Origin of the sequence: Variovorax sp. RCC_210 (assembly GCF_041355175.1) — a bacterium.
Classification (GTDB): Bacteria; Pseudomonadota; Gammaproteobacteria; order Burkholderiales; family Burkholderiaceae_C; genus Variovorax.
This window is the reverse complement of the sequence record NZ_JBFUPJ010000001.1, coordinates 1,582,577-1,605,373: the sequence shown is the minus strand read 5'-3', so window position 1 is coordinate 1,605,373 and position 22,797 is coordinate 1,582,577. Positions and strand designations below refer to the sequence as shown.

Genomic DNA, 22,797 nt, shown 5'->3' with positions numbered 1-22,797 from the left:
AAATGAACGAACGAATGAACAAGGAAAAATCAGTTTGAACGAAGTCGTGATCTACACCGACGGTGCATGCAAGGGCAACCCGGGCCCCGGGGGCTGGGGCGCGTGGCTGAAGTCCGGCGCCACCGAGAAGGACCTGTTCGGCGGTGAACTCAACACCACCAACAACCGCATGGAGCTCACCGCCGTCATCGAAGGCCTGGCCGCGCTCAAGCGGCCGTGCAAGGTGCTGCTGTACCTCGACAGCCAGTATGTGCGCAAGGGCATCACCGAGTGGATCCGCGGCTGGAAGGCCAAGGGCTGGATGACCGCCAGCAAGCAGCCCGTGAAGAACGTCGAGCTCTGGCAGCGGCTGGACAAGCTGGTGGCCGAGGGCGGCCACCAGATCGAGTGGCGCTGGGTGAAGGGCCACTCGGGCGACCCCGGCAACGAGCGCGCCGACATGCTGGCCAACAAGGGCGTGGACAAGGCGCTGGGACGCATCTGAGCTGCATCAGACCCCGCATCTGACCCGCATCCGATCCCTCCGCGATGCGCTCCCGCCGCGCATCCGTCTCAGGGTCGGGCCCCTGCGCAAGGGGCATGGTTGTTGCTAGAGTGATGTGAGCGTGGCGCCGTCGGCAGCAACCGGGGCGCCACCGGCCAGTTACCGCCTCGCGGCCACTCACTCCCTCGCAGCATGAACCTCGACTACACCACCGACGCGGTCGACCCCAGCCAGCGCTTCGACTACTGGAGCGACGTGGTCTGCAGGCACTTCATTCCCGCAAAAAGCCTGGTGCCCGACCGCGCCCATTTCAATGCGCGCTTCCAGGTGCGCTCGCTGGGCAGCCTCACGCTCGCCGAAATGTCGTCCCCGCGCTGCCTGTGGGAGCGCGATGCCCAGTGCCTGCGCAGCGGCCCCAACGAAGACTTCATGCTGGGGCTGATGGTTTCGGGCCAGGGCGTGCTGTCGCAGTCGGGCCGCAGCGTTGTGCAGCGCAACGGCGACATCGTGCTGTACGACGCGGCGCGCCCCTTCACCTTCGACCTCGCGCCCGAGTCGGCGCTGCTGGTGCGCATTCCGCGCATGCAGCTGTTGTGCCGCGTGCCCGAGGCGCACCACCTCACGGCCATGCACCTGGCCGAGGGCCACCCGGTGGCGCGGCTGCTGGGCACCATGATCCGCGAGGCCGCGGTGCTCGAGCTGTCGGGTCTCGACGGCATGCAGGCCAGCCTGGCCAGCTCGCTGCTCGACATGCTCTCCACCGTGCTGCAGGTGCAGGCCGCGGGCACCGACGCGGCGCGCTCCGGCCACAGCGCGCTGTTCCAGAAAACGCGCGACTACATCGCCGCGCACCTGGACGATTGCGAGCTCGATGTCGAGCAGATCGCCCGCGCGCAGAACGTCTCGGCCCGCACCCTGGCGCGCGTGTTCGCCGAGCAGGGCACCACCCCGATTCAATGGCTGTGGAAGCAGCGGCTCGAGGCCAGCCACCGCGCGCTGATGGAAGGGCGTGTGCGGCAGGTGACGCAGGCGGCGTTCCAGCACGGCTTCAGCGACATGTCGCACTTTTGCCGCGTCTTCAAAAAGGCCTACGGCGTGACGCCGCAGACGCTGCTGCGCCGGCACTGAGCGCACGGGGTCGTTGCCGCGGCTGGCGGTTCCAGTCCAATGCATTGGCGCCGGCAGCCAAGCCCTTGCTGCCGTGGTTCCCTATCGTGAAGCCAACCCTTCACGCATGGAGACGACGATGCAAACCCCACCGCCCGCAGGGCATGTCGCTGTCGAGGTCGATGTAGCGGCGCTGGCCCGCTGCGCCGCGCTCGACTTAAGCCCCGAACGCCTCGCGGCGGTCGAGGCGATCCTGTCCGCCTGGATTCCGGCGGCCAACGAGCTGAGCCGCAAGATGAGCGAGCCCGCGCACCAGGCGCTCATGCCGGTGACCATGTTCACGCACGCTCACGAAGCGCCGGAGGGCGGCGAATGAGCGACGTGCTCGAACTCACGCTCTCGCAGGCGGCGCGGCTGGTGCGGGAGCGCAAGCTGTCGCCGGTCGAGCTGGTCGAAGCCTCGCTCGCGCGCATCCGCCAGCACGACGGCGTGCTGAAGTCCTTCATCACCGTGTTCGAGGAACAGGCGCTGCAGGTCGCGCGGGCCGCCGAACTGCTCTCGGGCGCGGGCCACGAACTCGGCCCGCTGCAGGGCATTCCGATCGCGCTGAAAGACAACGTCGCCGTGCGCGGCACCCGCACCACCGCGGGCAGCAAGGTGCTGGCCGACTGGCTCCCCGCGTCCGACGCCACCGTCGCCACGCGGCTGCGGCAGGCGGGCGCGGTGTTCATCGGCAAGACCAACATGCACGAGTTCGCGTGGGGCGGAACCTCGGCCAACCCGCACTATGGGGCGGTGCGCAACCCCTGGGACCCGACGCGCTTTCCCGCCGGCTCCAGCGGCGGCTCGGCCGTGGCGGTGGCGGCGCGCCTGTGCTTCGGTGCCATCGGCACGGACACCGGCGGCTCCATTCGCCTGCCGTCGGCGGTCAACGGCATCGTCGGGCTGCGCCCGACCTACGGCCGCGTGAGCAACCACGGCGTGGTGCCGCTCGCCTGGAGCATGGACACCGTGGGCCCCATGACGCGCACAGTGGAAGACTGCGCGCTCATGTTCGGCGCCATCGCCGGCTTCGACGCCAAGGACGCGGGCAGCGCGCAGCGCACCACCGACGACTACCTGAAAGACCTGGCCGACGGCTGCAAGCACCTGCGCATCGGCGTGGTGCCGGGCTATTTCTTCGAGCACCTGCAGGCGCCCGTGCACGACGCGGTGAAAGAAGCGCTGGCCACCTTCGTCGACCTGGGCGCGCAGCTGTCGATGTCGACATCCGCAACATCCACGGCAACATCTCGGCGCAGCTCACCATCGAGTCGGCCGAGCCCAGCACCTACCTCCAGCGCACCTTGCGCGAGCGTCCGCAGGACTACGGCGACGACGTGCGCACGCTGCTCGAGGCCGGCGAGCTGCTGCTGGCCACGCACTACCTGCAGGCCCAGCGCTACCGCGCCTTGCTGCGCAGCGAATTCCTGGAGGCATTCCGCCACGTGGACGTGTTCGTCTGCCCCTCGCTGCCGTTCGTGGCCACGCGGATGGGCGAGACCACGGTGGAAATCGTGCCGGGCCAGCCCGAGGACATGCTCTCGGCCATCATGCAGTTCACCGGCGTGGCCAGCCTCACGGGCCTGCCATCGCTGAACGTGCCCTGCGGCTTCGACCCCGACGGGTTGCCCATCGGCATGCAGCTCATCGGCCGGCCCTTTGCCGAGGCCACGCTGCTGCGCGCCGGGCATGCCTTCCAGCTTGCGAGCGCCTTCCACCTGCGCGCGCCCCGGCTGGGTTGACCCTGGGCTGAAAACCAGCGGCTGACCGAACCAGCACATCGCAATGGCGCTGCCAGCAAAGCGCCCGCCGCCGCCGGCCGATAACTTCGGTACCTGTTCTCAATGTGCTTCCAACGTGCTTCCAACGTGCTTCCAAAGCGCTCCCAGAGCCTGTTCCCGACACCACCCGACACCACCCGACCCAACTGACCCAACTGACACAACGAACGGAGTCCTCCCGCCATGTCGAACAACGATCTGCACTACCTCGAGCTTCTTGAAGTCGGCCGCCTCATCCAGTCCCGCGAACTGTCGTCGGTCGAAGTGACGAAGGCGCAGTTCGCGCGCATCGACCAGCTCGACGGCGCGCTGAAGAGCTACGTGCGCACGATGAACGATTCGGCCCTGGCCGAAGCCGCGCGCGCCGATGCCGAGATTGCCAAGGGCGAGCTGCGCGGCCCGCTGCAGGGCGTGCCCGTGGGCGTGAAGGACCTGTGCTGGACGCAGGGCGTGCCCACCGCCGCCGGCATGACGCTCTACAAGGACTTCGTGCCCACCGAAGACGGCACCGTGGTGCGCAAGCTGCGCGAGGCGGGCGCGGTCATTCTCGGCAAGCTGCAGCTCACCGAGAGCGCCTATGCCGACCACCACCCCTCGGTGTCGCCGCCGGTCAACCCGTGGAACGCGGCGCACTGGCCGGGCGTGTCGTCCAGCGGCTCGGGCGTGGCCACGGCGGCGGGGCTGTGCTACGGCTCGCTGGGCACCGACACCGGCGGCTCCATCCGCTTTCCCTCGGCCGCCAACGGCCTCACGGGCCTGAAGCCGACCTGGGGCCGCGTGAGCCGCTACGGCGCCTTCGAGCTGGCCGCCACGCTCGACCACATCGGCCCCATGACGCGCAGCGCGGCCGACGCGGGCGCGATGCTGGGCGCCATTGCCGGCGCCGACGCGAAGGACCCGACCGCCAGCCTGCTGCCCGTGCCCGACTACCTCGCCGACATGGCCAAGGGCCTGGCCGGGCTGCGCGTGGGCATCGACACGCGCTGGGCCACCGAAGGCGTCGATGCGCCGACGCGCGCCGTGTTCGACGCGGCCGTGGCCGCCGTGAAGTCGCTGGGTGGCGAGGTGCGCGAAGTGCGCTTTCCAGACCCCACGCAGGCCATCGAAGACTGGTTCCCGCTGTGCGGCATGGAGGCCGCCGTGGTGCACGAAGAAACCTACCCCTCGCGCAAGGACATGTACGGCCCCGCCGTGGCCGGGCTGGTCGAGCTGGGGCTGGCGCAGCGCGGTGTCGACTACCAGAAGATCGTGCTGCGCCGCCATGACTTCAGCGGCAAGGTGAGGGCGATGTTCCAGGACATCGACCTGCTGCTGATTCCGGCCACGGGCATCGCGTCGCCCACCATGGAGCGCATGGCGCAGATGGGCGTCGATGCCGACCTGATGGCCGCGATGCTGCGCTACACCTGCCCCTTCGACATGACCGGCAGCCCGACCATCACGCTGCCTGGCGGCTTCACGCCCGCGGGCATGCCGGTGGCTTTCCAGTTCGTGGCGCGCCACTTCGACGAGGCGCTGCTGGTGCGCGCGGGCGCCGCCTTCCAGCAGGCGACCGACTGGCACCGCAAGCACCCGGCGGTCTGAAGCGTTCCCGCTCCGAACCCATTTCGTTTCTTCATCACATCCCTCGAAAGCACATCACCATGAAACTACGTCACGCGCTTGTCTCCCTGGGTTGCACGGTGGCGCTCGCCACCTCCGCATGGGCCGCCGACCCGCTGAAGGTCGGCCTGATGGAAGACGTCTCGGGCGACCTCGCCTTCATGGGCAAGCCCAAGCTCAACGGCTCGCTGCTGGCCGTGGAAGAAATCAACAAGGCCGGCGGCATCATGGGCCGGCAGGTCGAGCTGATTCACCTCGACCCGCAGGGCGACAACGCGCGCTACCAGGAGTTCACGCGGCGCCTGCTGAGCAAGGACAAGGTCGACGTGCTCATCGGCGGCATCACCTCGGCCTCGCGCGAGGCGGTGCGCCCGATTGTCGACCGCACGCAAACGCCGTACTTCTATACCAACCAGTACGAAGGCGGCGTGTGCGACGCCAACATGATCAGCATGGGCGCGGTGCCCGAGCAGCAGTTTTCCACGCTCATTCCGTACATGGTCGAGAAGTTCGGCAAGAAGGTCTACGTGGTGGCGGCCGACTACAACTTCGGCCAGATCAGCGCCGAGTGGAACCGCTCGATCCTGAAGGACATCGGCGGCACCGTGGTCGGAGAAGAGTTCATTCCGCTGGGCGTGTCGCAGTTCGCGCAGACCATCCAGAACATCCAGAAGGCCAAGCCCGACTGGCTGCTGATGCTGAACGTGGGCGCCGCGCAGGACTCGTTCTTCGAGCAGGCCGCCGCCGCCAAGCTGAACCTGCCGATGGGCTCGTCGGTGAAGGTGATGCTGGGCTTCGAGCACAAGCGCTTCGCGCCGCCGGCGCTCAACCGCATGCACGCCACGGCCAACTGGTTCGAGGAAATCGACTCGCCCGCCGCCACCGACTTCAAGAAGCGCTGGCACGCCAAGTTCCCCAACGAGCCGTACATCAACGACATGGGCTACAACGCCTACAACACGCTGTACATGTACAAGACCATGGTCGAGAAGGCCAAGTCGACCAAGCTGGCCGACCTGCGCAAGGTGATCGCCGCGGGCGAGGCCTGCATCGACGCGGGCGAGGGCAAGGTCTGCATCGACCCCAAGAGCCAGCACGCCTCGCACCAGATGCGCCTGATTGCCGTGGACGAGAAGCACAAGGTGAACGTGCTGAAGGACTACGGGACCATCCAGCCCTACTGGCTCGGCAAGATCGGCTGCGACCTCACCAAGAACAACGACAAGAAGCAGTACACGCCGTCGGACCTGCCGAAGAAGTCCTGACGTACAGCCCCCGCGTCTTTCCCCTGCGCACTTGAGAGGACCTTGCGGTGTTCGCCGAAATCTTTTCGTTCTTCTATCAGTTCGCGGACGTGTTCGCGTTCCTCATCCTGTCGGCCGCCGGCCTGGCGATCGTCTTCGGGATGATGGGCGTGATCAACATGGCGCACGGCGAGTTCATCATGTGCGGGGCCTACGTGACGGTGGGCCTGGTGCATGCGGGCTTTCCGCTGCCGCTCGCGCAGCTGTGCGGCACGCTGGCCGCCGGGCTCATCGGCGTGCTGCTGGAGTGGAGCCTGGTGCGCAAGCTGTACAAGCGCCCGCTCGATTCGCTGCTCGCCACCTGGGGCCTGAGCCTGATCGTCACGCAGGGCATGCTGCTGACGGTGGGCTCGTCGGTCACGGGCATCGGCACGCCCGAGGGCAGTTTCGTGGTGGGCGGCTACACCTTCTCTGTGTACCGCATGGTGCTGTTCGCGGCCGCCGTGGCGGTGCTCGGCGGCATCTACTTCGTGTTCATGCGCACCCGCTTCGGGGTGCATGCGCGGGCCACGATGCAGAACGCGTCCATCGCGCAGGCCACCGGCGTGCGGGTGGGGCGGGTGTATGCGCTGAGCTTCGGCATCGGCGCGGCGCTGGCCGGGCTGTGCGGCGCGCTCTATGCGCCCACCATGACGCTGATACCGACCATGGGCGCGGCCTTTCTGGTCGAGAGCTTCGTCACGGTGGTGGTGGGCGGCGCCAACGTGCTGCTGGGCACGGCGCCGGCGGGCATTCTGCTGGCGGTGATCCGCACCGGGCTGAACGGCTGGGGCGGGCAGATCGTGGGACAGATCGGCATGCTGCTCGCGGTGATCGTGGTCATCCGCATCCTGCCCGAAGGCGTCTCGGGCTGGCTGGCCCGCAAGACACGCTGAACCGACGGAGTCATTCTTCATGTTCCAACTCATCAACGGACCGCAGACGCTGGGCAGCACGCGCGTGTTCTGGCTTCCCTTCCTGGCGGTGCTCGCCGCGGTGCTGCTGTACCCGCTGGTGGCCGACGCCTACGACGTGGGCAACATGGCCTACCTGCTGACCTGGGTGTTCATGGCCATGGGCCTGTGCCTGGTGTGGGGCTACGGCGGCATGCTGTCCTTCGGGCAGACGCTGTTCTTCGGCATCGCGGGCTACGGCTACGGCGTGCTGGCCATCAACCTGGGCGGCGAGGCGGGCACCACCTTTCTCGCGCTGCTGGTGGCCTTGCTGCTCTCGGCGCTGGCCGCGGCGGTGCTGGGCTACTTCATGATCTGGGGGCGCGTGGGCGGCGTGTTCTTCGGCATCGTCACGCTGTCGGCCACGCTGGTGCTGGCCTTCTTCCTGGGGCAGACGGCAGGGCCCGAATGGCACATCGGCAGCGCGCGGCTCAACGGCTTCAACGGCATGAAGGACATGGCGCCGCTGAACCTCCCGTTGCCGGGCGGCGAAACGCTGTACTTCGACGGCATACCGCTCTACTACCTGGTGGTGGGGCTGATCGTGGTGGTGTACATCGGCCTGCGCATGCTGCTGAACTCGCGCTTCGGCAACGTGATCGTCGCGGTGCGCGAAGACCCGCAGCGCGCCGAGCTGCTGGGCTACGACGTGCGCAAGTACCAGCTGGCCACCTTCGTCATCGGCTCGGCGCTGGCGGGGCTGAGCGGCGTGCTCTACACCTCGTGGGGCCAGTTCATCACGCCCGCGAGCATCGGGCTGCCGGCGGCGGCCATGCCCATCGTGTGGGTGGCGTTCTCGGGGCGCGGGGACATCACGGCCACGCTGGTCGGCTCCTTCCTGGTGCTGTGGGCGTTCCAGACGATCACGGTGTACAGCCAGCAGGCGGCGTTGCTGCTGATGGGCGCGATGCTGCTGTGCACGGTGATGGTGGCGCCGCAGGGCTTCGTCATCGGCGTGGTGCAGGCGGTGCGGCGCGTGTTCGCGCGGCGCGGCGGCGGTGTCGTGAAAGAGCGCGCCGTGCAGCCCGTGGCCGAAGGACAGGAGGTGCGCGCATGACCACGCTGCTGCAAACCCGCTCGCTCACCAAGCACTTCGGCGGCCACGCGGCCGTGTCCGATGTCGACCTGTCGGTGAAGCAGGGCGAAATCCATTGCCTCATCGGCCCCAACGGCGCGGGCAAGAGCACGCTGTTCAAGCTCATCGTGGGCACGCACGAGGCTACCTCGGGCCACATCGCCTTCCAGGGCGCGGACGTGACGCGCAAGCGCCCGTTCCAGCGCGTGCAGCAGGGCATGAGCATCAAGATGCAGGCGCCCAGCGTGTTCAAGGAACTGCCGGTGCGGCAGAACATCCACATCGCGCTGCAGCACCACGTGGCGGGCCGCGCCGAACTCACGCGCGAGGAAGACCGGCTGCTGGAGCTGCTCGACCTCGCGGCCGATGCCGCCAAGCCCGCGGGCGAGCTGGCCCACGGCCAGCAGCAGTGGCTGGAGATAGGGATGGCGCTGGCGCTCAAGCCCGTGCTGCTGCTGATGGACGAGCCCACCGCGGGTCTGTCGCCCGAGGAAACCTTCAAGACCGGCGAGCTCATCCAGAAGCTCAACGCCGAGGGCATGACGGTGCTGGTGGTGGAGCACGACATGGCCTTCATCCGCCAGATCGCGCAGCGCGTGACGGTGCTGCACTTCGGCAAGGTGTTTGCCGAGGGCTCCATCGGCGAGGTGATCGCCGACCCGCGCGTGGCCGAGATCTACCTGGGGAAGACCAATGAACACTGAAGTCGTGCTCGACGTGAAGGGCCTGCGCGCCAGCTACGGTGCCACGCCCATCCTGCAGGGCGTGGACCTCACGGTGCGCAAGGGCGAAATCGTGAGCCTCATCGGGCGCAACGGCGTGGGCAAGACCACCACCATGCGCTGCCTGATCGGCCTGCTGCGCACGCGCGGCGGCAGCGTGCACCTGCGCGGGCAGGAGGTGTCTGCGCTGTCGAGCGACGCCCGCGCGCGGCTGGGCATCGGCTACGTGCCGCAGGGCCGCGAGGTGTTCGCGCGCATGACCGTGGCCGAGAACCTGATGGTGGGCGAACTGGTCGGCGGGCCGCAGGGCAAGAAGCTGCCCGACCTGGTGTACCAGTACTTTCCGCGCCTGGCCGAGCGGCGCAACCAGCTGGCCGGCACCATGTCGGGCGGCGAGCAGCAGCAGCTGGCCATCGGCCGCGCGCTGGTGGGCAACCCGGCGCTGATGCTGCTCGACGAGCCGTCCGAAGGCATACAGCCTTCCATCGTGCAACTGATCTGCGACGTGCTGCGCGCCATCCGGCGCGACCTGGGCACGACGATTCTGTTCGTCGAGCAGAACCTGGACACCATCCTGGACGTGGGCGAGCGCGCCTACGTGATGGAGAAGGGCCGCGTGGTGGGCCTCATCGAGCCGGGCCACATGAACGCGCAGACAGTGCGCAACCACCTGATGATCTGACAACGCAAGGGCACACCACCATGACCACGAGCTGGCTCGACCAATCGATCATGCACACGCGCGGCATCGGCCGCGAACGCAGCATCGTCACGCATGAACTCACCGAGGCGAAGCAGGGCACCTTCCACTTCACCATCGGCCCGTATTCGCAACCGGTGATGACGGTGAAGCCCGGCGACCGCATCGTGGTGGAAACACGCGACGCCTTCGACGGCAAGGTCAAGACCGAGCAAGACCTGCCCTCGAAGGTGCTGACCATGCCCTTCGTGAACCCGCAGAACGGGCCGATCATGGTCGAGGGCGCCGAGCCCGGCGACACGCTGGCGGTGCACATCGAGTCGATGGCGCCGCGCGGCCCCAACCCGCGCGGCACCTGCTGCATGATTCCGCAGTTCGGCGCCCTGAGCGGCACCGCCTTCACCGCGCTGCTGGGCGACTCGCTGCCCGAGATCACCCGCAAGATCGACGTGGACGAGGAGGGCGTGTACTGGAGCAAGCGCGTCACGCTGCCCTACAGGCCGCACATCGGCACGCTGAGCTGCTCGCCCGAGATCGACTCCATCAACAGCCTCACGCCCGACCAGCATGGCGGCAACATGGACCTGCCCGACATGGGCCCCGGCAGCATCACCTACCTGCCGGTGCGCACCCCGGGCGCGCGGCTGTTCATCGGCGACGCGCACGCCTGCCAGGGCGACGGTGAGGTGTGCGGCACGGCGGTGGAGTACCCGAGCCTGACGACCATCCGCGTCGACCTCGTCAAGGGCTGGACGCTGGAGTGGCCGCGGCTGGAAACGGCCGGGATGATCATGGCCATCGGCAGCGCCCGCCCGCTGGAAGACGCGACCCGCATCGCCTACAAGGAGCTGGTGCTGTGGATGGAGGCCGAGTACGGCTACGACCGCTGGGACGCCTACATGATGCTGAGCCAGTGCGGCAAGGTGCGGCTGGGCAACTTCGTGGACCCGAAATACACGGTGGGCGCGGGCATCTTGAAGACGTACCTGGTGCCATGAATACTTTCGAGGGCCTGATAATCGCCGCATGACCGAAATCACCCGACTGGCGGAACTGCGCCGAGTGGCCATCCTCGACACGAGCGAAGAGGCTGCCTACGACGAAATCACCCGCCTGGCGGCCCAGATGTGCGGCACGCCGATCGCGCTCATTTCGCTGATCGACGAGCGGCGGCAGTGGTTCAAGTCGCGCGTGGGCCTGAACGCGGCGCAAACGCCCCGGGAGCATGCGTTCTGCGCACATGCCATCCAGGTGCCGGACCAGGTGATGGTGGTCAACGACGCGCTGGCCGACGAGCGCTTCAAGGCCAACCCGCTGGTCACGGGCGACCCCAGCATCCGCTTCTACGCGGGCGCGCCGCTGGTGATGCGCAACGGCGAGGCGCTGGGCACGGTCTGCGTGATCGACACCCGGCCACGCGAGATCAGCCCCGAGGCGCTCGAGCAGCTGCGGTTCCTGGCGCAGCAGGTGGTCACCCGGCTGGAGGAGCGGGCGCTCGATGAGCAGGCCCACGACGCGGGGTCGCGAGGCTAGCCGGCCCGGCTCAGATCGCCCCGTCGAACACCATCACGTCGACCTCGTCGCCCGGCGCGACGCTGCCTTGCGCGTGGTGCAGCACCACCAGGCCGTTGGCCTCGACCATCGAGCTCAGCACGCCCGAGCCCTGGTTGGCGGCCACGGTCACTTCCGGCAACGCGCCGGCCACTGGCTTGACGAAGCCGCGCTGGTATTCGGTGCGGCCCGGCTTCTTGCGGATGGGGCCGGTGCTGCGCGCGCGCAGCAGGGGCGGCGGGGCGCAGGCTGTTTCGTGGCAACCCATCATGCGCAGCAGGGCCGGCCGCACGAAGGCCAGAAAGGTCACCATCACGGCCACCGGATTGCCGGGCAGGCCGAACAGCAGCGCCGGCTGCGGCACGGGTTCATGCGGGACGACACGAGGGATGGCACGAGAGATGGCACGAGGGATGAGCCCCACGGCCAGCGGCCGCCCCGGGCGCATCGCGACGCGCCAGAAGGCCATGTCGCCCAGCTGCTGCATCACGTCGCGCGTGTGGTCCGCCGCGCCCGCGCTGACGCCGCCGCTGGTGACGATGGCGTCGGCTTCGCGGGCGGCGCGTTGCAGCGTGGCGGCCAGGGTGGCGGGGTCGTCGCGCACCAGGCCGAGGTCGATCACCTCGCAGCCCAGGCGGGTGAGCAGGCCGAACACGGTGTAGCGGTTGCTGTCGTACACCGCGCCCTCGCGCGGGGCCTCGCCCAGGCTCAGGATTTCGTCGCCGGTCGAGAAGTACGCCACCCGCAGCCGGCGCAGCGCGTTCACGCCGGGCAGGCCCAGGCTCGCGACCATGCCCAGCGCCGCCGGCGACAGTCGCTCGCCCTTGCGCAGCGCGGGCTGGCCCTGCATGAGGTCTTCGCCGGCGAAGCGGCGGTTGTCGCCGCGGCGCAGCACGTGCGCCGGAAAGCGCACGCGGTCGCCCTCGACGTTGCAGAACTCCTGCGGGATCACGGTGTCCAGCCCGGCCGGCATCATGGCGCCCGTCATGATGCGCACCGCGTCGCCGGCGCCCAGCGCGCCGCGCCATGCCGCGCCGGCCAGTGCCGTGCCCGCCACGCGCAGCGTGATCGATGCGTCGCTGGGCGCGTCGGGCCTGAGCACGGCGCCGTCGAAGGCGTAGCCGTCCATGGCGGAGTTGTCGTGCGGCGGCACGCTGATGGGCGAGACGATGTCCTCGGCCAGCACGCGGCCCAGCGCGTCGAACAGCGTCACGCTCTCCCGCTGCGCAACCACAGCCTGCGCCGTCAGTTGCCGCAGGAAGGCGTGCACGGCCTCCACGCTCAGGTCGGCGGCGTCGTAGCCCGGCAGGGCGGTGGCGATGTCTGCGATGCGGCTCATCGGTTCTCGAGCGCGTGCAGCTCGGTCAGGGTGTTGGCGTTGAAGAAGGCCTGCGGCGCGTCGCCGGGGCGGTCGAAGGGCACGCGCACGGTGCGGTGCTGCGCGGCCCAGGCCTGCACCTTGCGGCCGCCGGCCTCGGTGTAGCGGCGCAGGCTGTCGTGCAGGTCTGTGCGCAGCAAGCAAAAGACGGGCTGGGGGCGCAGCACAGGTACGGCGTCGGCACCGGCCTCGGCGATTTCCGGCGCGGCGACCATGGCGATGTCCGCGCCGGAACTCGCTGCGGCTTCGGCGAGCCGGGCCGCCAGGTCGAGCGGGAACAGCGGCGTGTCGCAGGGCACGGTCAGCAGCCAGGGCGTGGCGCAGTGTTCGAGCCCGCTCAGGAAGCCGGCGAGCGGGCCGGGGAAGTCGGCCAGGCTGTCGGGCCACACGGGCGCGCCGAAGGCCTCGTAGGCGGCGCGGTTGCGGTTGGCGTTGACCATCAGCGTGCCCACCTGCGGGCGCAGGCGGCGAATGGCATGCAGCGCCAGCGGCTCGCCGTGGAAGGGCTGCAGGCCCTTGTCGACGCCGCCCATGCGCGCGCCGCGTCCGCCGGCCAGCAGCAAACCCGTGATGTCGGCAGGCGCGATGGCGTGCACAGGCATGGCGGGCGCCTGCGTCATCCGCCGATGTAGCTCATCTCGACGCGGCGGGGCGGCTTGTCGCCAGCGTCGCCTGCATTCCCCGCACTGGGGCCGTGGTCGCCTTCGGGGCCGCGCAGGGCCCGCAGTTCGGAATAGCGGTCGGCGCGCCCCTGCCAGATGTGGCCGATGGCCGAGGAAATGTCGTCGTCGCTCGCCGTGCCGCGCAGCAGCGGGCGCAGGTCGTGGCCAGCTGTGGCGAACAGGCACAGGTACAGCTTGCCTTCGGTGGACAGGCGCGCGCGGCTGCAGTCGTGGCAGAAGGCCTGGGTCACGCTGCTGATCACGCCGATTTCGCCGCCGCCGTCCGCATACGCCCAGCGCTGCGCGGTTTCGCCGGGCGTGGAGGCTTCCAGCGGCACCAGCGGAAATTCGGCGTGGATGCGCGCGACGACGTCGGCCGAAGGCAGCACCTCGTCCATGCGCCAGCCGTTGGTGGCGCCCACGTCCATGTATTCGATGAAGCGCAGCACCACCTTGCCGCCGTGGTGCGTGCGGAAGTAGCGCGCCATCGGCAGTATTTCCTGCTCGTTGGTGCCGCGCTTGACCACCATGTTGACCTTGATGGGCCCCAGGCCCGCGGCCAGCGCCGCGTCGATGCCGGCCAGCACGTCGGCCACCGGAAAGTCGACGTCGTTCATGTGGCGGAACACGGCGTCGTCCAGGCTGTCGAGGCTCACGGTCACGCGCTGCAGGCCGGCGGCCTTCAGCGCGGCGGCCTTGCGCTGCAGCAGCGATCCGTTGGTGGTGAGCGTGAGCGCCAGCGGCTCGCCGCCGGGCGTGCGAATGTCGGCGAGCTGCGCGATCAGCCCCTCGATGTTCTTGCGCAGCAGCGGCTCGCCGCCGGTGAGGCGGATCTTGCGCACGCCGTGACCGGCGAACAGGCGGGCCAGCCGCGTCATTTCCTCGAAGCTCAGCAGCGCCTTGTGCGGCAGGTACTGGTAGTCCTTGTCGAACACGTCCTTGGGCATGCAGTAGCTGCAGCGGAAGTTGCAGCGGTCGGTCACGCTGATGCGCAGGTCGGTCAGGGGCCGGCCCAGGCGGTCGTGCAGCGCGCCGGTGGCCGGCACGGCGATGTCCGGCACGGCCACGGCGGGACGCGCGTGGCCGACGGCGGAAATCGGAATGACGGTGCTGCTGCTGTTCTTCATGGCTTCAGGGGGGAGGCCCGATTTTGCGCCATCGACCATGGGCCCGTTCGGCGCAGGCTACTGGCACATACCCGCGGCATCGCCCGCCTTCAGCCGGGGCTGACCCTGCCGTCAGCTACGGCAGAGCTTGAGGTTGGTGCGGGTGGCGCGCACCACGGGCAGGTAGATCTCGGCGTCGGCGGGCGGGTAGTTTTCCTTGATGCCGTCGTCGCTCAGCGCGGCGTCCTCGGCCAGCGGCTGCAGGGTCTGCAGGCAGGCGGCGCGGTCGCCGGCACGCAGCTGCGCCAGCGCGACGTCGTTGCGGATCCAGCCCGTGGTGATCCAGTCGAGCGTCGGGGCGCAGTCCGCCAGCACCGGGGTCAGGGTGGTGCGGGCGGCGGCGTAGTCCTTGGCGTCGTACTGGCGCTTGAAGCTCTTGCGCGCGCCGGCCACGGCCTTGTCGGTGCAGCCCGGGGTGGGTCGGGTGTAGGTGCCTTCGAAGGTGGCGCGCGCGCCGCAGCTTTCGCGGCACTGGTCGACGCCGTTGGTGCTGACCTGCACCTTGTCGGCACTGACCGCGAAGCTCACCACGCAGGCCGTGTCGTCGATCTTGGCCTTGCCGCGCACGATGGTGCCGTCGAGCGCGCAGGTGTGGGCGTTGGCGCCGATGGTGGTGATGTCGAAATGGCCGTCGGCCTTGACACGCAGGGCGCCGCTGCCGCGCTCGAAGATGTAGTCGCCCGCGGGCGGGTTGGCGGTCTGGGCGCCGGCCGCGCCGGTGGCCAGCAGCACGGCAAACGGCAGGGCAAACGGCAGGGCAACGGCCAGCGAACGGGACAGTGACAGCGGAAGGAAGCGCGTGGATTTCATCGTTGGAATCTCCCTAAAAACGTACCGCAGGCAGTGTATCGATCGTTGCCAAAAGCTTCTTGTATTGGCCGGTTTGAATCAACGCGTCGCCGATGTCTTGACGTAGCCAATGAGAATTCCTATCATTTGTCTGCCTGAGTACGCAAGCACCGTCGACAACGCAAAGGGCTCTTCCAACCTAGGAGCTTTCGACCGTGCCGTACACCCTGCCAGCCTTGCCCTATGCCTTCGATGCGCTCGAACCGCACATCGACGCGCAGACGATGGAAATCCACCATGGCAAGCACCACCAGACCTATGTGAACAACCTGAATGCAGCGCTGAAAGACACGCCGCATGCGGAAGTGCCGGTCGAAGAGCTCATCGCCGGCGTCGAGCAACTGCCCGAGGCGCTGCGCGCGCCCGTGCGCAACAACGGCGGCGGCCACGCCAACCACAGCCTGTTCTGGCGCGTGATGGCGCCGGTCGGCCAGGGCGGGGGCGGTGCGCCCACGGGTGCGCTGGCGCAGGCCATCGACACCGACCTGGGCGGCCTCGACGCCTTCAGGGAGGCCTTCACCAAGGCCGCGCTCACGCGCTTCGGCAGCGGCTGGGCCTGGCTGTCGGTGGGCGCGGGCGGCAAGCTGGCCGTGGAAAGCAGCGGCAACCAGGACAGCCCGCTGATGCGCGGCATCGGCTCGGGCAACACGCCCATCCTGGGGCTGGACGTGTGGGAGCACGCCTACTACCTGAAGTACCAGAACCGCCGCCCAGAGTACATCGCGGCCTTCTACAACGTGGTGAGCTGGGCCGAGGTGGCCCGGCGCCACGCCGCGGCCACCGGCGGCTGAGGAGCACGCGCATGAACGACCCCCTGCAGGCCACGGTGCCCGGAGCGCAACGCAAGCCGCCGCGCCCGGCGCGTCCGGCGCGCGAATGGATCGGCCTGGCCATCGTGGCGGCCGGCGTGCTGGTGGCGGCCTCGCAGTTCTGGCAGTTCGTGCGCGCCGATCCGCTGGTGTGGAGTGCGCTGGTGGGCGGCTCGGTCGCGGCGCTGGCCACCGCGCTGGGCACGCTGCCGGTGCTGTTCTCGCAGAAGCTGCCCGACCGGCTGCAGGACACGCTGTTCGGCTTCGGCGCCGGCGTGATGCTGGCAGCCAGCGCCTTCTCCCTGATCATTCCGGGGCTGGAGGCGGCCAGGAACGTGGGCGTGTTCGGCGGCGGCAACTGGGCCGCGGGCGGCGTGATCGGCTCGGCCATCCTGCTGGGCGGCGCCGTGCTGATGCTGATGGACCGCGTGCTGCCGCACGAGCACTTCATCAAGGGCCGCGAAGGGCAGACGGCCAAGCAGTTGCGCCGCACCTGGCTCTTCGTGTTCGCCATTGCGCTGCACAACGTGCCCGAGGGGCTGGCGATCGGCGTGGGTTATGCGGCCAACAACGGCCTGCGCGCCGACGCGCTGGCAACGGGCATCGCCATCCAGGACGTGCCCGAGGGGCTGGTGGTGGCCGTGGCGCTGCTGGCCGCGGGCTACAGCCGCGTCTTCGCGGTGTTGATCGGCATGGCCTCGGGCCTGGTGGAGCCGCTGGGCGCGGTGCTGGGCGCGGCCGTGGTGGGCCATTCGGCCATGCTGCTGCCCTGGGGCCTGGGCTTCGCGGCGGGCGCGATGCTGTTCGTGATCAGCCACGAGATCATTCCCGAATCGCACCGCAAGGGGCACGAGGCCTTTGCCACCAGCGGGCTGATGATCGGCTTCGTGCTGATGATGCTGCTGGACACCGCGCTGGGGTAGGTGTCCCTTCGTGGGACACCGCGGAACCGGCTTCGCCGGGCCGCAGGTGTCGCCCCCGGCGAGGGGGTTGGCGAAGCGACACGAAGTGCGCGCAGCCTGGGGGAGCGCCAGGTCCTAGCCGTGCTTGACCGCGACGGTCTTCAGCGTGGTGAAGCCGTACAGCGCCTCGAAGCCCTTTTCGCGGCCGTAGCCCGAGGATTTCACGCCGCCGAACGGCAGTTCCACGCCGCCGCCGGCGCCGTAGTTGTTGATGAACACCTGGCCGCTGCGCACGCGCTTGGCCATGCGGAACTGGCGCGAGCCGTCCTGCGTCCACACGCCTGCGACCAGGCCGAACTGAGTGGCATTGGCCAGCGCCACGGCTTCGTCTTCGTCGGTGAAAGACATGGCCGCCAGCACCGGGCCGAACACTTCTTCCTGCGCCAGCCGATGGCCCACGGGCACGTCGCGCAGCAGGGTGGGAGCCTGGTAGAAGCCGGTCTCGGGCGCCTCTTCGACCACCACGCCCTGCGCCACCATCGGAATGCCGGCGTGCTGGGCGTCGCTCAGAAAGTCCCACACGCGCTGCTGCTGCGTCTGGCGAATGAGCGGGCCCACGTCGAGGTCCATGGCCGCGGGGCCCACGCGCAGGGCCTCGAAGGCGTGGCCCAGGCGCTCGAGCAGCGGCTCGTAGATGTCGCGCTGGATCAGCACGCGCGAGCCGGCCGAGCAGGTCTGGCCGGCGTTCTGCACGATCGCGTTGATGACCACCGGAATGACGGCGTTCAGGTCGGCGTCCGCGAACACGATCTGCGGGCTCTTGCCACCCAGCTCCAGCGTGACCGGGCAGTGCCGCTCGGCCGCCACCTGCTGGATGAGCGTGCCGATCTTCGGGCTGCCGGTGAAGCTGATGTGATCGATGCCTTCGTGCCGCGCCAGCGCGTCGCCCACCTCGTGGCCGTAGCCGGTCACGATGTTCAGCGCGCCGGCCGGAAAACCGACTTCGGCCGCCAGCTGCGCCACGCGAATGAGCGACAGGCAGGCGTCTTCGGCCGGCTTCACCACGCACACGTTGCCCGCCGCCAGGGCGCCACCCACGCTGCGCCCGAAGATCTGCATCGGGTAGTTCCACGGGATGATGTGGCCGGTGACGCCGTGTGGCTCGCGCCAGGTGAACACGCTGTAGCCGTCCTGGTAGGGAATGGTTTCGCCGTGCAGCTTGTCGCAGGCGCCGGCGTAGAACTCGAAGTAGCGCACCAGCGCCACCGCGTCGGCGCGGGCCTGCTTCACGGGCTTGCCGCAGTCGCGCTGCTCGATGAGCGCGAGCTCGTCGACGTGCTCGGCGATCTTCTGCGAGAGCTTGTAGAGCAGGCGGCCGCGGTCGGCGGCGCTCACCTTGTGCCACACGCCCTCGAAGCAGTCGCGCGCGGCGCGCACGGCGGAGTCGATGTCGGCGGCGTTGCTGCGCTGGATTTCGTCGAAGGCCTGGCCGTCGGAGGGGTCGATGACCGGCAGGGTGCGGCCGGAGGAGGACGGAACGTCCGCGTTGGCGATGTAGTTGAGCTGCATGGGGCAGGATTTTGCGCGAAGCGCGCCGAATCCGTGGCCGGGCGAAGCGGCTGGCCCTGGGCTTGCGCCCGGGCCTGCCCTTCGTTTTCTTTTCCTTATTTGGCCGCCGTGGCCTTGGGCAGCGCCCGCAACGCGTTCAACGTGCGCTCCACGTGCTTGTCCGGGTTCAGGTTCTGGTAGTAGTAAGCCACCTTGCCGTCCGGCGCGACCACGTAGGACAGCCGGTTGGCGAAGTCGGGCCGGGTCTGCATCAGGGCATCGAAGCCCTGGATAACGCTCTTGGCCTCGTCGGACGCCACCGGGAACCGGCTCTGGCACGACTTGACCGAGAACTTCGACAGCGTACCGATGTCGTCCGCCGACACGCCGATCACGGTGGCGCCCAGCGCGGCGAACTTGTCGATGGCCTCGGCGAAGGCGTGGGCCTCGATGGAGCAGTCGGCCGAGTCGGCGGCCGGAAAGAAATAGACCACCACCGGGCCCTTGGCGAGCGCGTCGTTCAGCGAATAGCGGAAGGTCTTGCCGCCCAGGGCGGCGTCGGCGGTGAAGCGGGGGACGGGGTCGCCGATGTCCAGCGCGGCCCAGGCGGGGCGGGAAACGAGGGACAGGGCCGAGAGGGCTGCAAAAACAGTCATCAGGGCGATGCGCGAGGGGGTCGGACGGGCCATGATGTAACTCCGGTGCGGTGTGGCGGGAATTCTAGGCCCGGCCACCCCGCGCAAGGGCTTCTGAAACCGCCGCCGGCCGGCGGACGTACCTGAAGCAACGGCCGACCCGCAAGAACCGACTGAATCACCTGGATCACCTGGACCACTCATCGTCATGAACGCCTCGCTCTCCTTCCTGCGCATCGCGCTCGCGGGCTTCCTGATGGCGGCGCTGGCCGCCTGCAGCTCGCTGCCGCCCACGCGCGAGCGGCCCGCCGAGTTCGCCGCCTCGGCCGACCCCGGCACCACGCTGGCGAAGATTGCCGCGGCCTCCACGCCGCCCGACGAGCATTCGGGCTTCCGGCTGATGCCGCTGGGCGTGTACTCGCTCGACGCGCGCATCCAGCTCGCCCAGCGCGCGCAGCGCTCGCTGGTGGTGCAGTACTACCAGCTCGAGAACGACGCCGTGGGCCGGCTGCTGCTGCGCACCCTGCGCGAGGCGGCCGCGCGCGGCGTGAAGGTGCGCGTGCTGGTGGACGACCTGTACACCGTGAAGAGCCAGCAGCTGCTGCTGGCGCTGTCCGAGACGCCGAACGTCGACGTGCGCCTGTTCAACCCGTTCTGCTGCGGGCGCAACGGCTTCCTGTCGCGCTTCGCGGCGTCGCCGTTCGACATCGTGCGGCTCAACCACCGCATGCACAACAAGCTGTTCATCGCCGACGGCGTGATGGCGGTGGTGGGCGGGCGCAACATCGCCGACGAGTACTTCGTGCTGAGCGAGGCGCAGAACTTCATCGACATGGACGCGCTGGTGGTCGGCAAGGTGGTGCCGCAGCTGGAGCAGATCTTCGACGCCTACTGGAACAGCGTGCAGGTCTGGCCCATTGCCGACATCGTGACGGGCGAGGGCGGCCACAAGCCCGGCACCGCCGACTTCGACAGCTGGGTCGGCATGGCCGCGCCGCCGCCGAAGATCGTGCTGCCGCCTTCGGACATCCTGGGCTACGGCCCCATCGCCGAAGAACTCGACGCCGGCCGAATGGGCCTGCTGTGGGGCGAGGCCCGCGCCATTGCCGACCCGCCCACCAAGCCGGCGACCATGACGGCCGACGAGGCCATTTCCACCAGCGTGACGATGAAGGTGTGGGCCCTGATGCTCGACGCCAAGACCGAGGTCGACATGACCTCGCCCTACCTGGTGCCCGGCGAGCGCGGCATGGCCGCCTTCGAGGAGCTGAGAAAGCGCAACGTCAAGCTCACGCTGCTGACCAACTCGCTGGCCGCCAACGACGAGCCGCTGGTGCACACCGGCTATGCGCGCTACCGCGAGCGGCTGCTGGCCAGCGGCGCCGACCTGTACGAGTTGAGCCCGCAGCGCACCAGCAAGGGCGAGCGCTTCGGCATGTTCGGCAAGTCGCTGGGGCGGCTGCACGCCAAGACGGCGGCCATCGACAAGACGCGCATCTTCATCGGCTCGATGAACCTCGACCCGCGCTCGGCCAGCCAGAACACGGAAATGGGGCTGGTGGTCGACAGCCCGCAGCTGGCGCGCGAGATGCTGCGCATCATCAACATCAGCAAGCTGCAGAACTCCTACCGCCTGCGGCTCGCCAAGGGCACCGGCACGCTGCAGTGGCTGACCAACGACGGCGAGAAAGAGGTGATCCTCACCGCGGAGCCCGAGGCGGGTTTCTTCCAGCGCTTCTACAACATGCTCATCGCACCCATCGTTCCCGAGATGCTGTTGTAGCCTCGGGGGATGGCGCAGACCTTTACCTCGTTGTCCGCCCTGCAGGTCATGCTGTGGGGCGTACTTTTTTTCGGCGGCATCTACGCGGCGTTCGGCGGCCTCACGTGGCTGCTGACGAAGCGCGTGCTGCCGGCGCTGGGCATCGGGCGCGTGCTCGATCCGCGCGCGTTGCAGCCGGGGCAGCTGCGGCGCGAGCTGGGCCAGTCGGGCGTGTCGGTGCTGATCTTCGGGCTGGGCATGGTGGTGCCGTGGGGCTTGCTGCAGCTGGGCTGGGCGCGGCTGGACGGCGACGCGGGGTGGCGGCAGGTCGTGCTCGAAATCGCCGTGCTGGCGCTGTGGAACGACGTGCATTTCTGGCTCAACCACCGGCTGCTGCACACGCGCTGGCTGCGGCGTTTTCACGGGCCGCACCATCGCTCCTTCGTGACCACGCCTTGGGCCACGTACAGCTTTCATCCCCTGGAGGCGCTGATGCTGGGCAACGTGATCCTGCTGCCGATGGTGCTGCACGACTTCAGCTTCTGGTCGCTGGCGGCGGTGCCGGTGTTCAGCCTGTTCTTCAACTGCGTGGGGCACTCCAACTACGACTTCTTCACGGGCGTGTCGTACAGCCACTGGTTCGCGGCCAGCCGGCGGCACCACCTGCACCATGCCGTGCACAACGGCAACTACGGTTTTCAGTTCACGTTCATGGACCGGCTGTTTCGCACGCGCATCGCAGCCGATGCGGCCGAGCCGCTGTTCCAGGCCTTCCACAAGAACGCGCGCGACAACGCTCAAAAGAACGCTCACAAGACCGCTCCCGAGAAGCATGGCGCAGCGACCACCCCCTGACGCGCGCCATCGCTTGCCGAGGCTGCGCAACAGGCGGGACTGGCAGAGCCTGGCCTACCTCGTGGCCCTGCCGGCGCTAGCGGCGTGGCAATGGGTGCGCGGCTTCGACGCAGTGCTGTACGCGCTGATGCTGTTCCTCACGCTCGGCATCGGCGTGATCCATCACAACCACGTGCACCTGCGCATGTGGCGCGGCCGGCGCATGAACCGCTTCACCGACTTCTGGATCACGCTGCTGCAGGGCCACCCGACCTTCGTCTTCTGGCCCGCGCACGTGGCCAACCACCATCGCCATCGCCATGGGCCGAAGGACGTGGCGCGCACCTACCGCTTCGGCGGCGACACCAACCACGCGTGGGGCTACCTGCTGCACCCGTTCCAGGCGGTGTGGGTGCTGGTGCCGGTGTTCGTCGCATGGCTCGCGCGGCTCAGGCTGCACCGGCGCGGCGCCTGGCGCTACTGCATGGCGCAGTACGCGCTGTGGCTGGCCAGCTGGGCGGTGTTGCTGGCGCTCGACTGGCGCAAGGCATTGCTCTTCGTGATCGTTCCCCAGCTGCATGGGCTGCACTGGCTGCTGGCGACCAACTACCTGCAGCACGCGCATGCGGACGGCCGCAAGGGCCCCGGCAGCTCGCACGAAGAGGCGCCCGGCGATACCCGCGGTAGCCAGCTGAACTACGCACGCAATTTCGAGGGGCTGGTGAACCCCTTGCTGTTCAACATCGGCCTGCACACCGCACACCACGAGAACCCGCATGCCCATTGGTCCGAGCTCACGCACCTGCACCGCACGCGCTACCGCGTGCAGGTGGCGCCCGTGCTCAACGAGGGCGGGCTGGTTCCGTACATGGTGCGCGTGTTCGTGCTGGGGACCGTGTGGCCGCGTTTTCGCAGCCGCCCGCTGATGCCTCCCGATTCACCTTCCTGCTGA

General features: G+C 68.8%; 22 protein-coding genes and 1 pseudogene. 17 read left to right on the top strand and 6 right to left on the bottom strand.

Annotation, left to right across the window (positions count from 1 at the left end):
• The first annotated feature begins 34 nt into the window (after positions 1-34).
• The 12 genes and pseudogenes from rnhA to AB6807_RS07520 all read left to right on the top strand — a co-directional run bounded on the left by rnhA (position 35) and on the right by AB6807_RS07520 (position 11,282).
• A complete protein-coding gene (gene rnhA, locus AB6807_RS07575; protein ID WP_116907394.1) occupies positions 35-484 on the top strand; it encodes a ribonuclease HI in 450 nt (149 codons plus the stop codon).
• Between the two features lie 192 nt (positions 485-676).
• Positions 677-1,612, top strand: a complete 936-nt coding sequence (locus AB6807_RS07570) for a helix-turn-helix domain-containing protein (RefSeq protein WP_116907395.1) — start codon at positions 677-679, stop codon at positions 1,610-1,612.
• Between the two features lie 118 nt (positions 1,613-1,730).
• Positions 1,731-1,967, top strand: a complete 237-nt coding sequence (locus AB6807_RS07565) for a hypothetical protein (protein WP_371084073.1) — start codon at positions 1,731-1,733, stop codon at positions 1,965-1,967.
• Positions 1,964-3,375, top strand: a pseudogene (locus AB6807_RS07560) (amidase). Before AB6807_RS07565 ends, AB6807_RS07560 begins: the two are co-directional and overlap by 4 nt.
• Positions 3,376-3,597: 222 nt before the next feature.
• Positions 3,598-4,998: an amidase gene (locus AB6807_RS07555; RefSeq protein ID WP_371084072.1), complete on the top strand. Its 1,401-nt coding sequence runs from the start codon at positions 3,598-3,600 to the stop codon at positions 4,996-4,998.
• Between the two features lie 59 nt (positions 4,999-5,057).
• Entirely contained in the window at positions 5,058-6,281 is a 1,224-nt protein-coding gene (locus AB6807_RS07550; protein ID WP_371084071.1) for an urea ABC transporter substrate-binding protein, read from the top strand.
• A 47-nt stretch (positions 6,282-6,328) separates the two neighbouring features.
• Complete coding sequence (locus AB6807_RS07545) at positions 6,329-7,195, top strand: branched-chain amino acid ABC transporter permease (protein WP_116907400.1); 867 nt, start codon at positions 6,329-6,331, stop codon at positions 7,193-7,195.
• 19 nt (positions 7,196-7,214) lie between these two features.
• Positions 7,215-8,309, top strand: a complete 1,095-nt coding sequence (locus AB6807_RS07540; protein WP_371084070.1) for a branched-chain amino acid ABC transporter permease — start codon at positions 7,215-7,217, stop codon at positions 8,307-8,309.
• Positions 8,306-9,031, top strand: a complete 726-nt coding sequence (locus tag AB6807_RS07535; protein ID WP_371084069.1) for an ABC transporter ATP-binding protein — start codon at positions 8,306-8,308, stop codon at positions 9,029-9,031. Before AB6807_RS07540 ends, AB6807_RS07535 begins: the two co-directional genes overlap by 4 nt.
• Positions 9,021-9,731 (top strand): ABC transporter ATP-binding protein, encoded by a 711-nt coding sequence (locus AB6807_RS07530; RefSeq protein ID WP_371084068.1) that lies wholly within the window; start codon positions 9,021-9,023, stop codon positions 9,729-9,731. Before AB6807_RS07535 ends, AB6807_RS07530 begins: the two co-directional genes overlap by 11 nt.
• 20 nt (positions 9,732-9,751) lie before the next feature.
• On the top strand, positions 9,752-10,747 hold the full coding sequence (locus tag AB6807_RS07525; protein WP_371084067.1) for an acetamidase/formamidase family protein: 996 nt from the start codon (positions 9,752-9,754) through the stop codon (positions 10,745-10,747).
• Between the two features lie 28 nt (positions 10,748-10,775).
• Entirely contained in the window at positions 10,776-11,282 is a 507-nt protein-coding gene (locus AB6807_RS07520; RefSeq protein ID WP_371084066.1) for a GAF domain-containing protein, read from the top strand.
• Positions 11,283-11,292: 10 nt separating this feature from the next.
• Here AB6807_RS07520 and glp read toward each other — a convergent pair whose 3' ends face one another.
• From glp to AB6807_RS07500, 4 genes are all read right to left on the bottom strand, one after another.
• A complete protein-coding gene (gene glp / locus AB6807_RS07515; protein WP_371084065.1) occupies positions 11,293-12,639 on the bottom strand; it encodes a gephyrin-like molybdotransferase Glp in 1,347 nt (448 codons plus the stop codon).
• Positions 12,636-13,280, bottom strand: coding sequence for a molybdenum cofactor guanylyltransferase MobA (mobA, locus tag AB6807_RS07510; RefSeq protein WP_371084064.1), 645 nt, complete (start codon positions 13,278-13,280; stop codon positions 12,636-12,638). Before mobA ends, glp begins: the two co-directional genes overlap by 4 nt.
• A 14-nt stretch (positions 13,281-13,294) precedes the next feature.
• Positions 13,295-14,467 (bottom strand): GTP 3',8-cyclase MoaA, encoded by a 1,173-nt coding sequence (moaA, locus tag AB6807_RS07505; RefSeq protein ID WP_371084063.1) that lies wholly within the window; start codon positions 14,465-14,467, stop codon positions 13,295-13,297.
• Positions 14,468-14,578: 111 nt separating this feature from the next.
• Positions 14,579-15,316, bottom strand: coding sequence for a hypothetical protein (locus AB6807_RS07500; RefSeq protein WP_371084062.1), 738 nt, complete (start codon positions 15,314-15,316; stop codon positions 14,579-14,581).
• A gap of 194 nt (positions 15,317-15,510) precedes the next feature.
• Here AB6807_RS07500 and AB6807_RS07495 point away from each other — a divergent pair, with 194 nt between their 5' ends.
• Together AB6807_RS07495 and AB6807_RS07490 are read left to right on the top strand one after the other, a co-directional pair.
• Positions 15,511-16,146, top strand: a complete 636-nt coding sequence (locus AB6807_RS07495; protein WP_371084061.1) for a superoxide dismutase — start codon at positions 15,511-15,513, stop codon at positions 16,144-16,146.
• A gap of 11 nt (positions 16,147-16,157) precedes the next feature.
• Positions 16,158-17,087 carry a ZIP family metal transporter gene (locus AB6807_RS07490; protein ID WP_371084060.1) on the top strand — a complete coding sequence of 310 codons (930 nt, stop codon included), beginning with the start codon at positions 16,158-16,160 and terminating at the stop codon, positions 17,085-17,087.
• Positions 17,088-17,201: 114 nt separating this feature from the next.
• On the opposite strand, the gene AB6807_RS07485 is transcribed toward AB6807_RS07490, so the two are convergent.
• Together AB6807_RS07485 and AB6807_RS07480 are read right to left on the bottom strand one after the other, a co-directional pair.
• Positions 17,202-18,635 (bottom strand): aldehyde dehydrogenase family protein, encoded by a 1,434-nt coding sequence (locus AB6807_RS07485; RefSeq protein ID WP_116907411.1) that lies wholly within the window; start codon positions 18,633-18,635, stop codon positions 17,202-17,204.
• A gap of 95 nt (positions 18,636-18,730) precedes the next feature.
• Positions 18,731-19,303 (bottom strand): peroxiredoxin, encoded by a 573-nt coding sequence (locus AB6807_RS07480; protein WP_371084059.1) that lies wholly within the window; start codon positions 19,301-19,303, stop codon positions 18,731-18,733.
• Between the two features lie 154 nt (positions 19,304-19,457).
• On the opposite strand from AB6807_RS07480, the gene AB6807_RS07475 reads away from it, so the two are divergent.
• From AB6807_RS07475 to AB6807_RS07465, 3 genes are read left to right on the top strand one after another with little or no spacing between them, the layout of a single operon-like run.
• Positions 19,458-21,032 (top strand): phospholipase D family protein, encoded by a 1,575-nt coding sequence (locus tag AB6807_RS07475; RefSeq protein WP_371084058.1) that lies wholly within the window; start codon positions 19,458-19,460, stop codon positions 21,030-21,032.
• A gap of 9 nt (positions 21,033-21,041) precedes the next feature.
• On the top strand, positions 21,042-21,866 hold the full coding sequence (locus tag AB6807_RS07470) for a sterol desaturase family protein (RefSeq protein WP_371084057.1): 825 nt from the start codon (positions 21,042-21,044) through the stop codon (positions 21,864-21,866).
• Positions 21,844-22,797 carry a fatty acid desaturase gene (locus AB6807_RS07465; RefSeq protein WP_371084056.1) on the top strand — a complete coding sequence of 318 codons (954 nt, stop codon included), beginning with the start codon at positions 21,844-21,846 and terminating at the stop codon, positions 22,795-22,797. The genes AB6807_RS07470 and AB6807_RS07465 overlap by 23 nt, the downstream gene beginning before the upstream one ends.

What these genes read in the sequence shown, in the direction of transcription:
- AB6807_RS07570 (WP_116907395.1), top strand. Translation starts at nt 677, where the DNA reads ATGAACCTCGACTACACCACCGACGCGGTCGACCCCAGCCAGCGCTTC.
- AB6807_RS07565 (WP_371084073.1), top strand. Translation starts at nt 1,731, where the DNA reads ATGCAAACCCCACCGCCCGCAGGGCATGTCGCTGTCGAGGTCGATGTA.
- AB6807_RS07555 (WP_371084072.1), top strand. Translation starts at nt 3,598, where the DNA reads ATGTCGAACAACGATCTGCACTACCTCGAGCTTCTTGAAGTCGGCCGC.
- AB6807_RS07550 (WP_371084071.1), top strand. Translation starts at nt 5,058, where the DNA reads ATGAAACTACGTCACGCGCTTGTCTCCCTGGGTTGCACGGTGGCGCTC.
- AB6807_RS07540 (WP_371084070.1), top strand. Translation starts at nt 7,215, where the DNA reads ATGTTCCAACTCATCAACGGACCGCAGACGCTGGGCAGCACGCGCGTG.
- AB6807_RS07535 (WP_371084069.1), top strand. Translation starts at nt 8,306, where the DNA reads ATGACCACGCTGCTGCAAACCCGCTCGCTCACCAAGCACTTCGGCGGC.
- AB6807_RS07530 (WP_371084068.1), top strand. Translation starts at nt 9,021, where the DNA reads ATGAACACTGAAGTCGTGCTCGACGTGAAGGGCCTGCGCGCCAGCTAC.
- AB6807_RS07525 (WP_371084067.1), top strand. Translation starts at nt 9,752, where the DNA reads ATGACCACGAGCTGGCTCGACCAATCGATCATGCACACGCGCGGCATC.
- AB6807_RS07520 (WP_371084066.1), top strand. Translation starts at nt 10,776, where the DNA reads ATGACCGAAATCACCCGACTGGCGGAACTGCGCCGAGTGGCCATCCTC.
- glp (WP_371084065.1), bottom strand. Translation starts at nt 12,639, where the DNA reads ATGAGCCGCATCGCAGACATCGCCACCGCCCTGCCGGGCTACGACGCC.
- mobA (WP_371084064.1), bottom strand. Translation starts at nt 13,280, where the DNA reads ATGCCTGTGCACGCCATCGCGCCTGCCGACATCACGGGTTTGCTGCTG.
- moaA (WP_371084063.1), bottom strand. Translation starts at nt 14,467, where the DNA reads ATGAAGAACAGCAGCAGCACCGTCATTCCGATTTCCGCCGTCGGCCAC.
- AB6807_RS07500 (WP_371084062.1), bottom strand. Translation starts at nt 15,316, where the DNA reads ATGAAATCCACGCGCTTCCTTCCGCTGTCACTGTCCCGTTCGCTGGCC.
- AB6807_RS07490 (WP_371084060.1), top strand. Translation starts at nt 16,158, where the DNA reads ATGAACGACCCCCTGCAGGCCACGGTGCCCGGAGCGCAACGCAAGCCG.
- AB6807_RS07485 (WP_116907411.1), bottom strand. Translation starts at nt 18,635, where the DNA reads ATGCAGCTCAACTACATCGCCAACGCGGACGTTCCGTCCTCCTCCGGC.
- AB6807_RS07480 (WP_371084059.1), bottom strand. Translation starts at nt 19,303, where the DNA reads ATGGCCCGTCCGACCCCCTCGCGCATCGCCCTGATGACTGTTTTTGCA.
- AB6807_RS07475 (WP_371084058.1), top strand. Translation starts at nt 19,458, where the DNA reads ATGAACGCCTCGCTCTCCTTCCTGCGCATCGCGCTCGCGGGCTTCCTG.
- AB6807_RS07470 (WP_371084057.1), top strand. Translation starts at nt 21,042, where the DNA reads ATGGCGCAGACCTTTACCTCGTTGTCCGCCCTGCAGGTCATGCTGTGG.
- AB6807_RS07465 (WP_371084056.1), top strand. Translation starts at nt 21,844, where the DNA reads ATGGCGCAGCGACCACCCCCTGACGCGCGCCATCGCTTGCCGAGGCTG.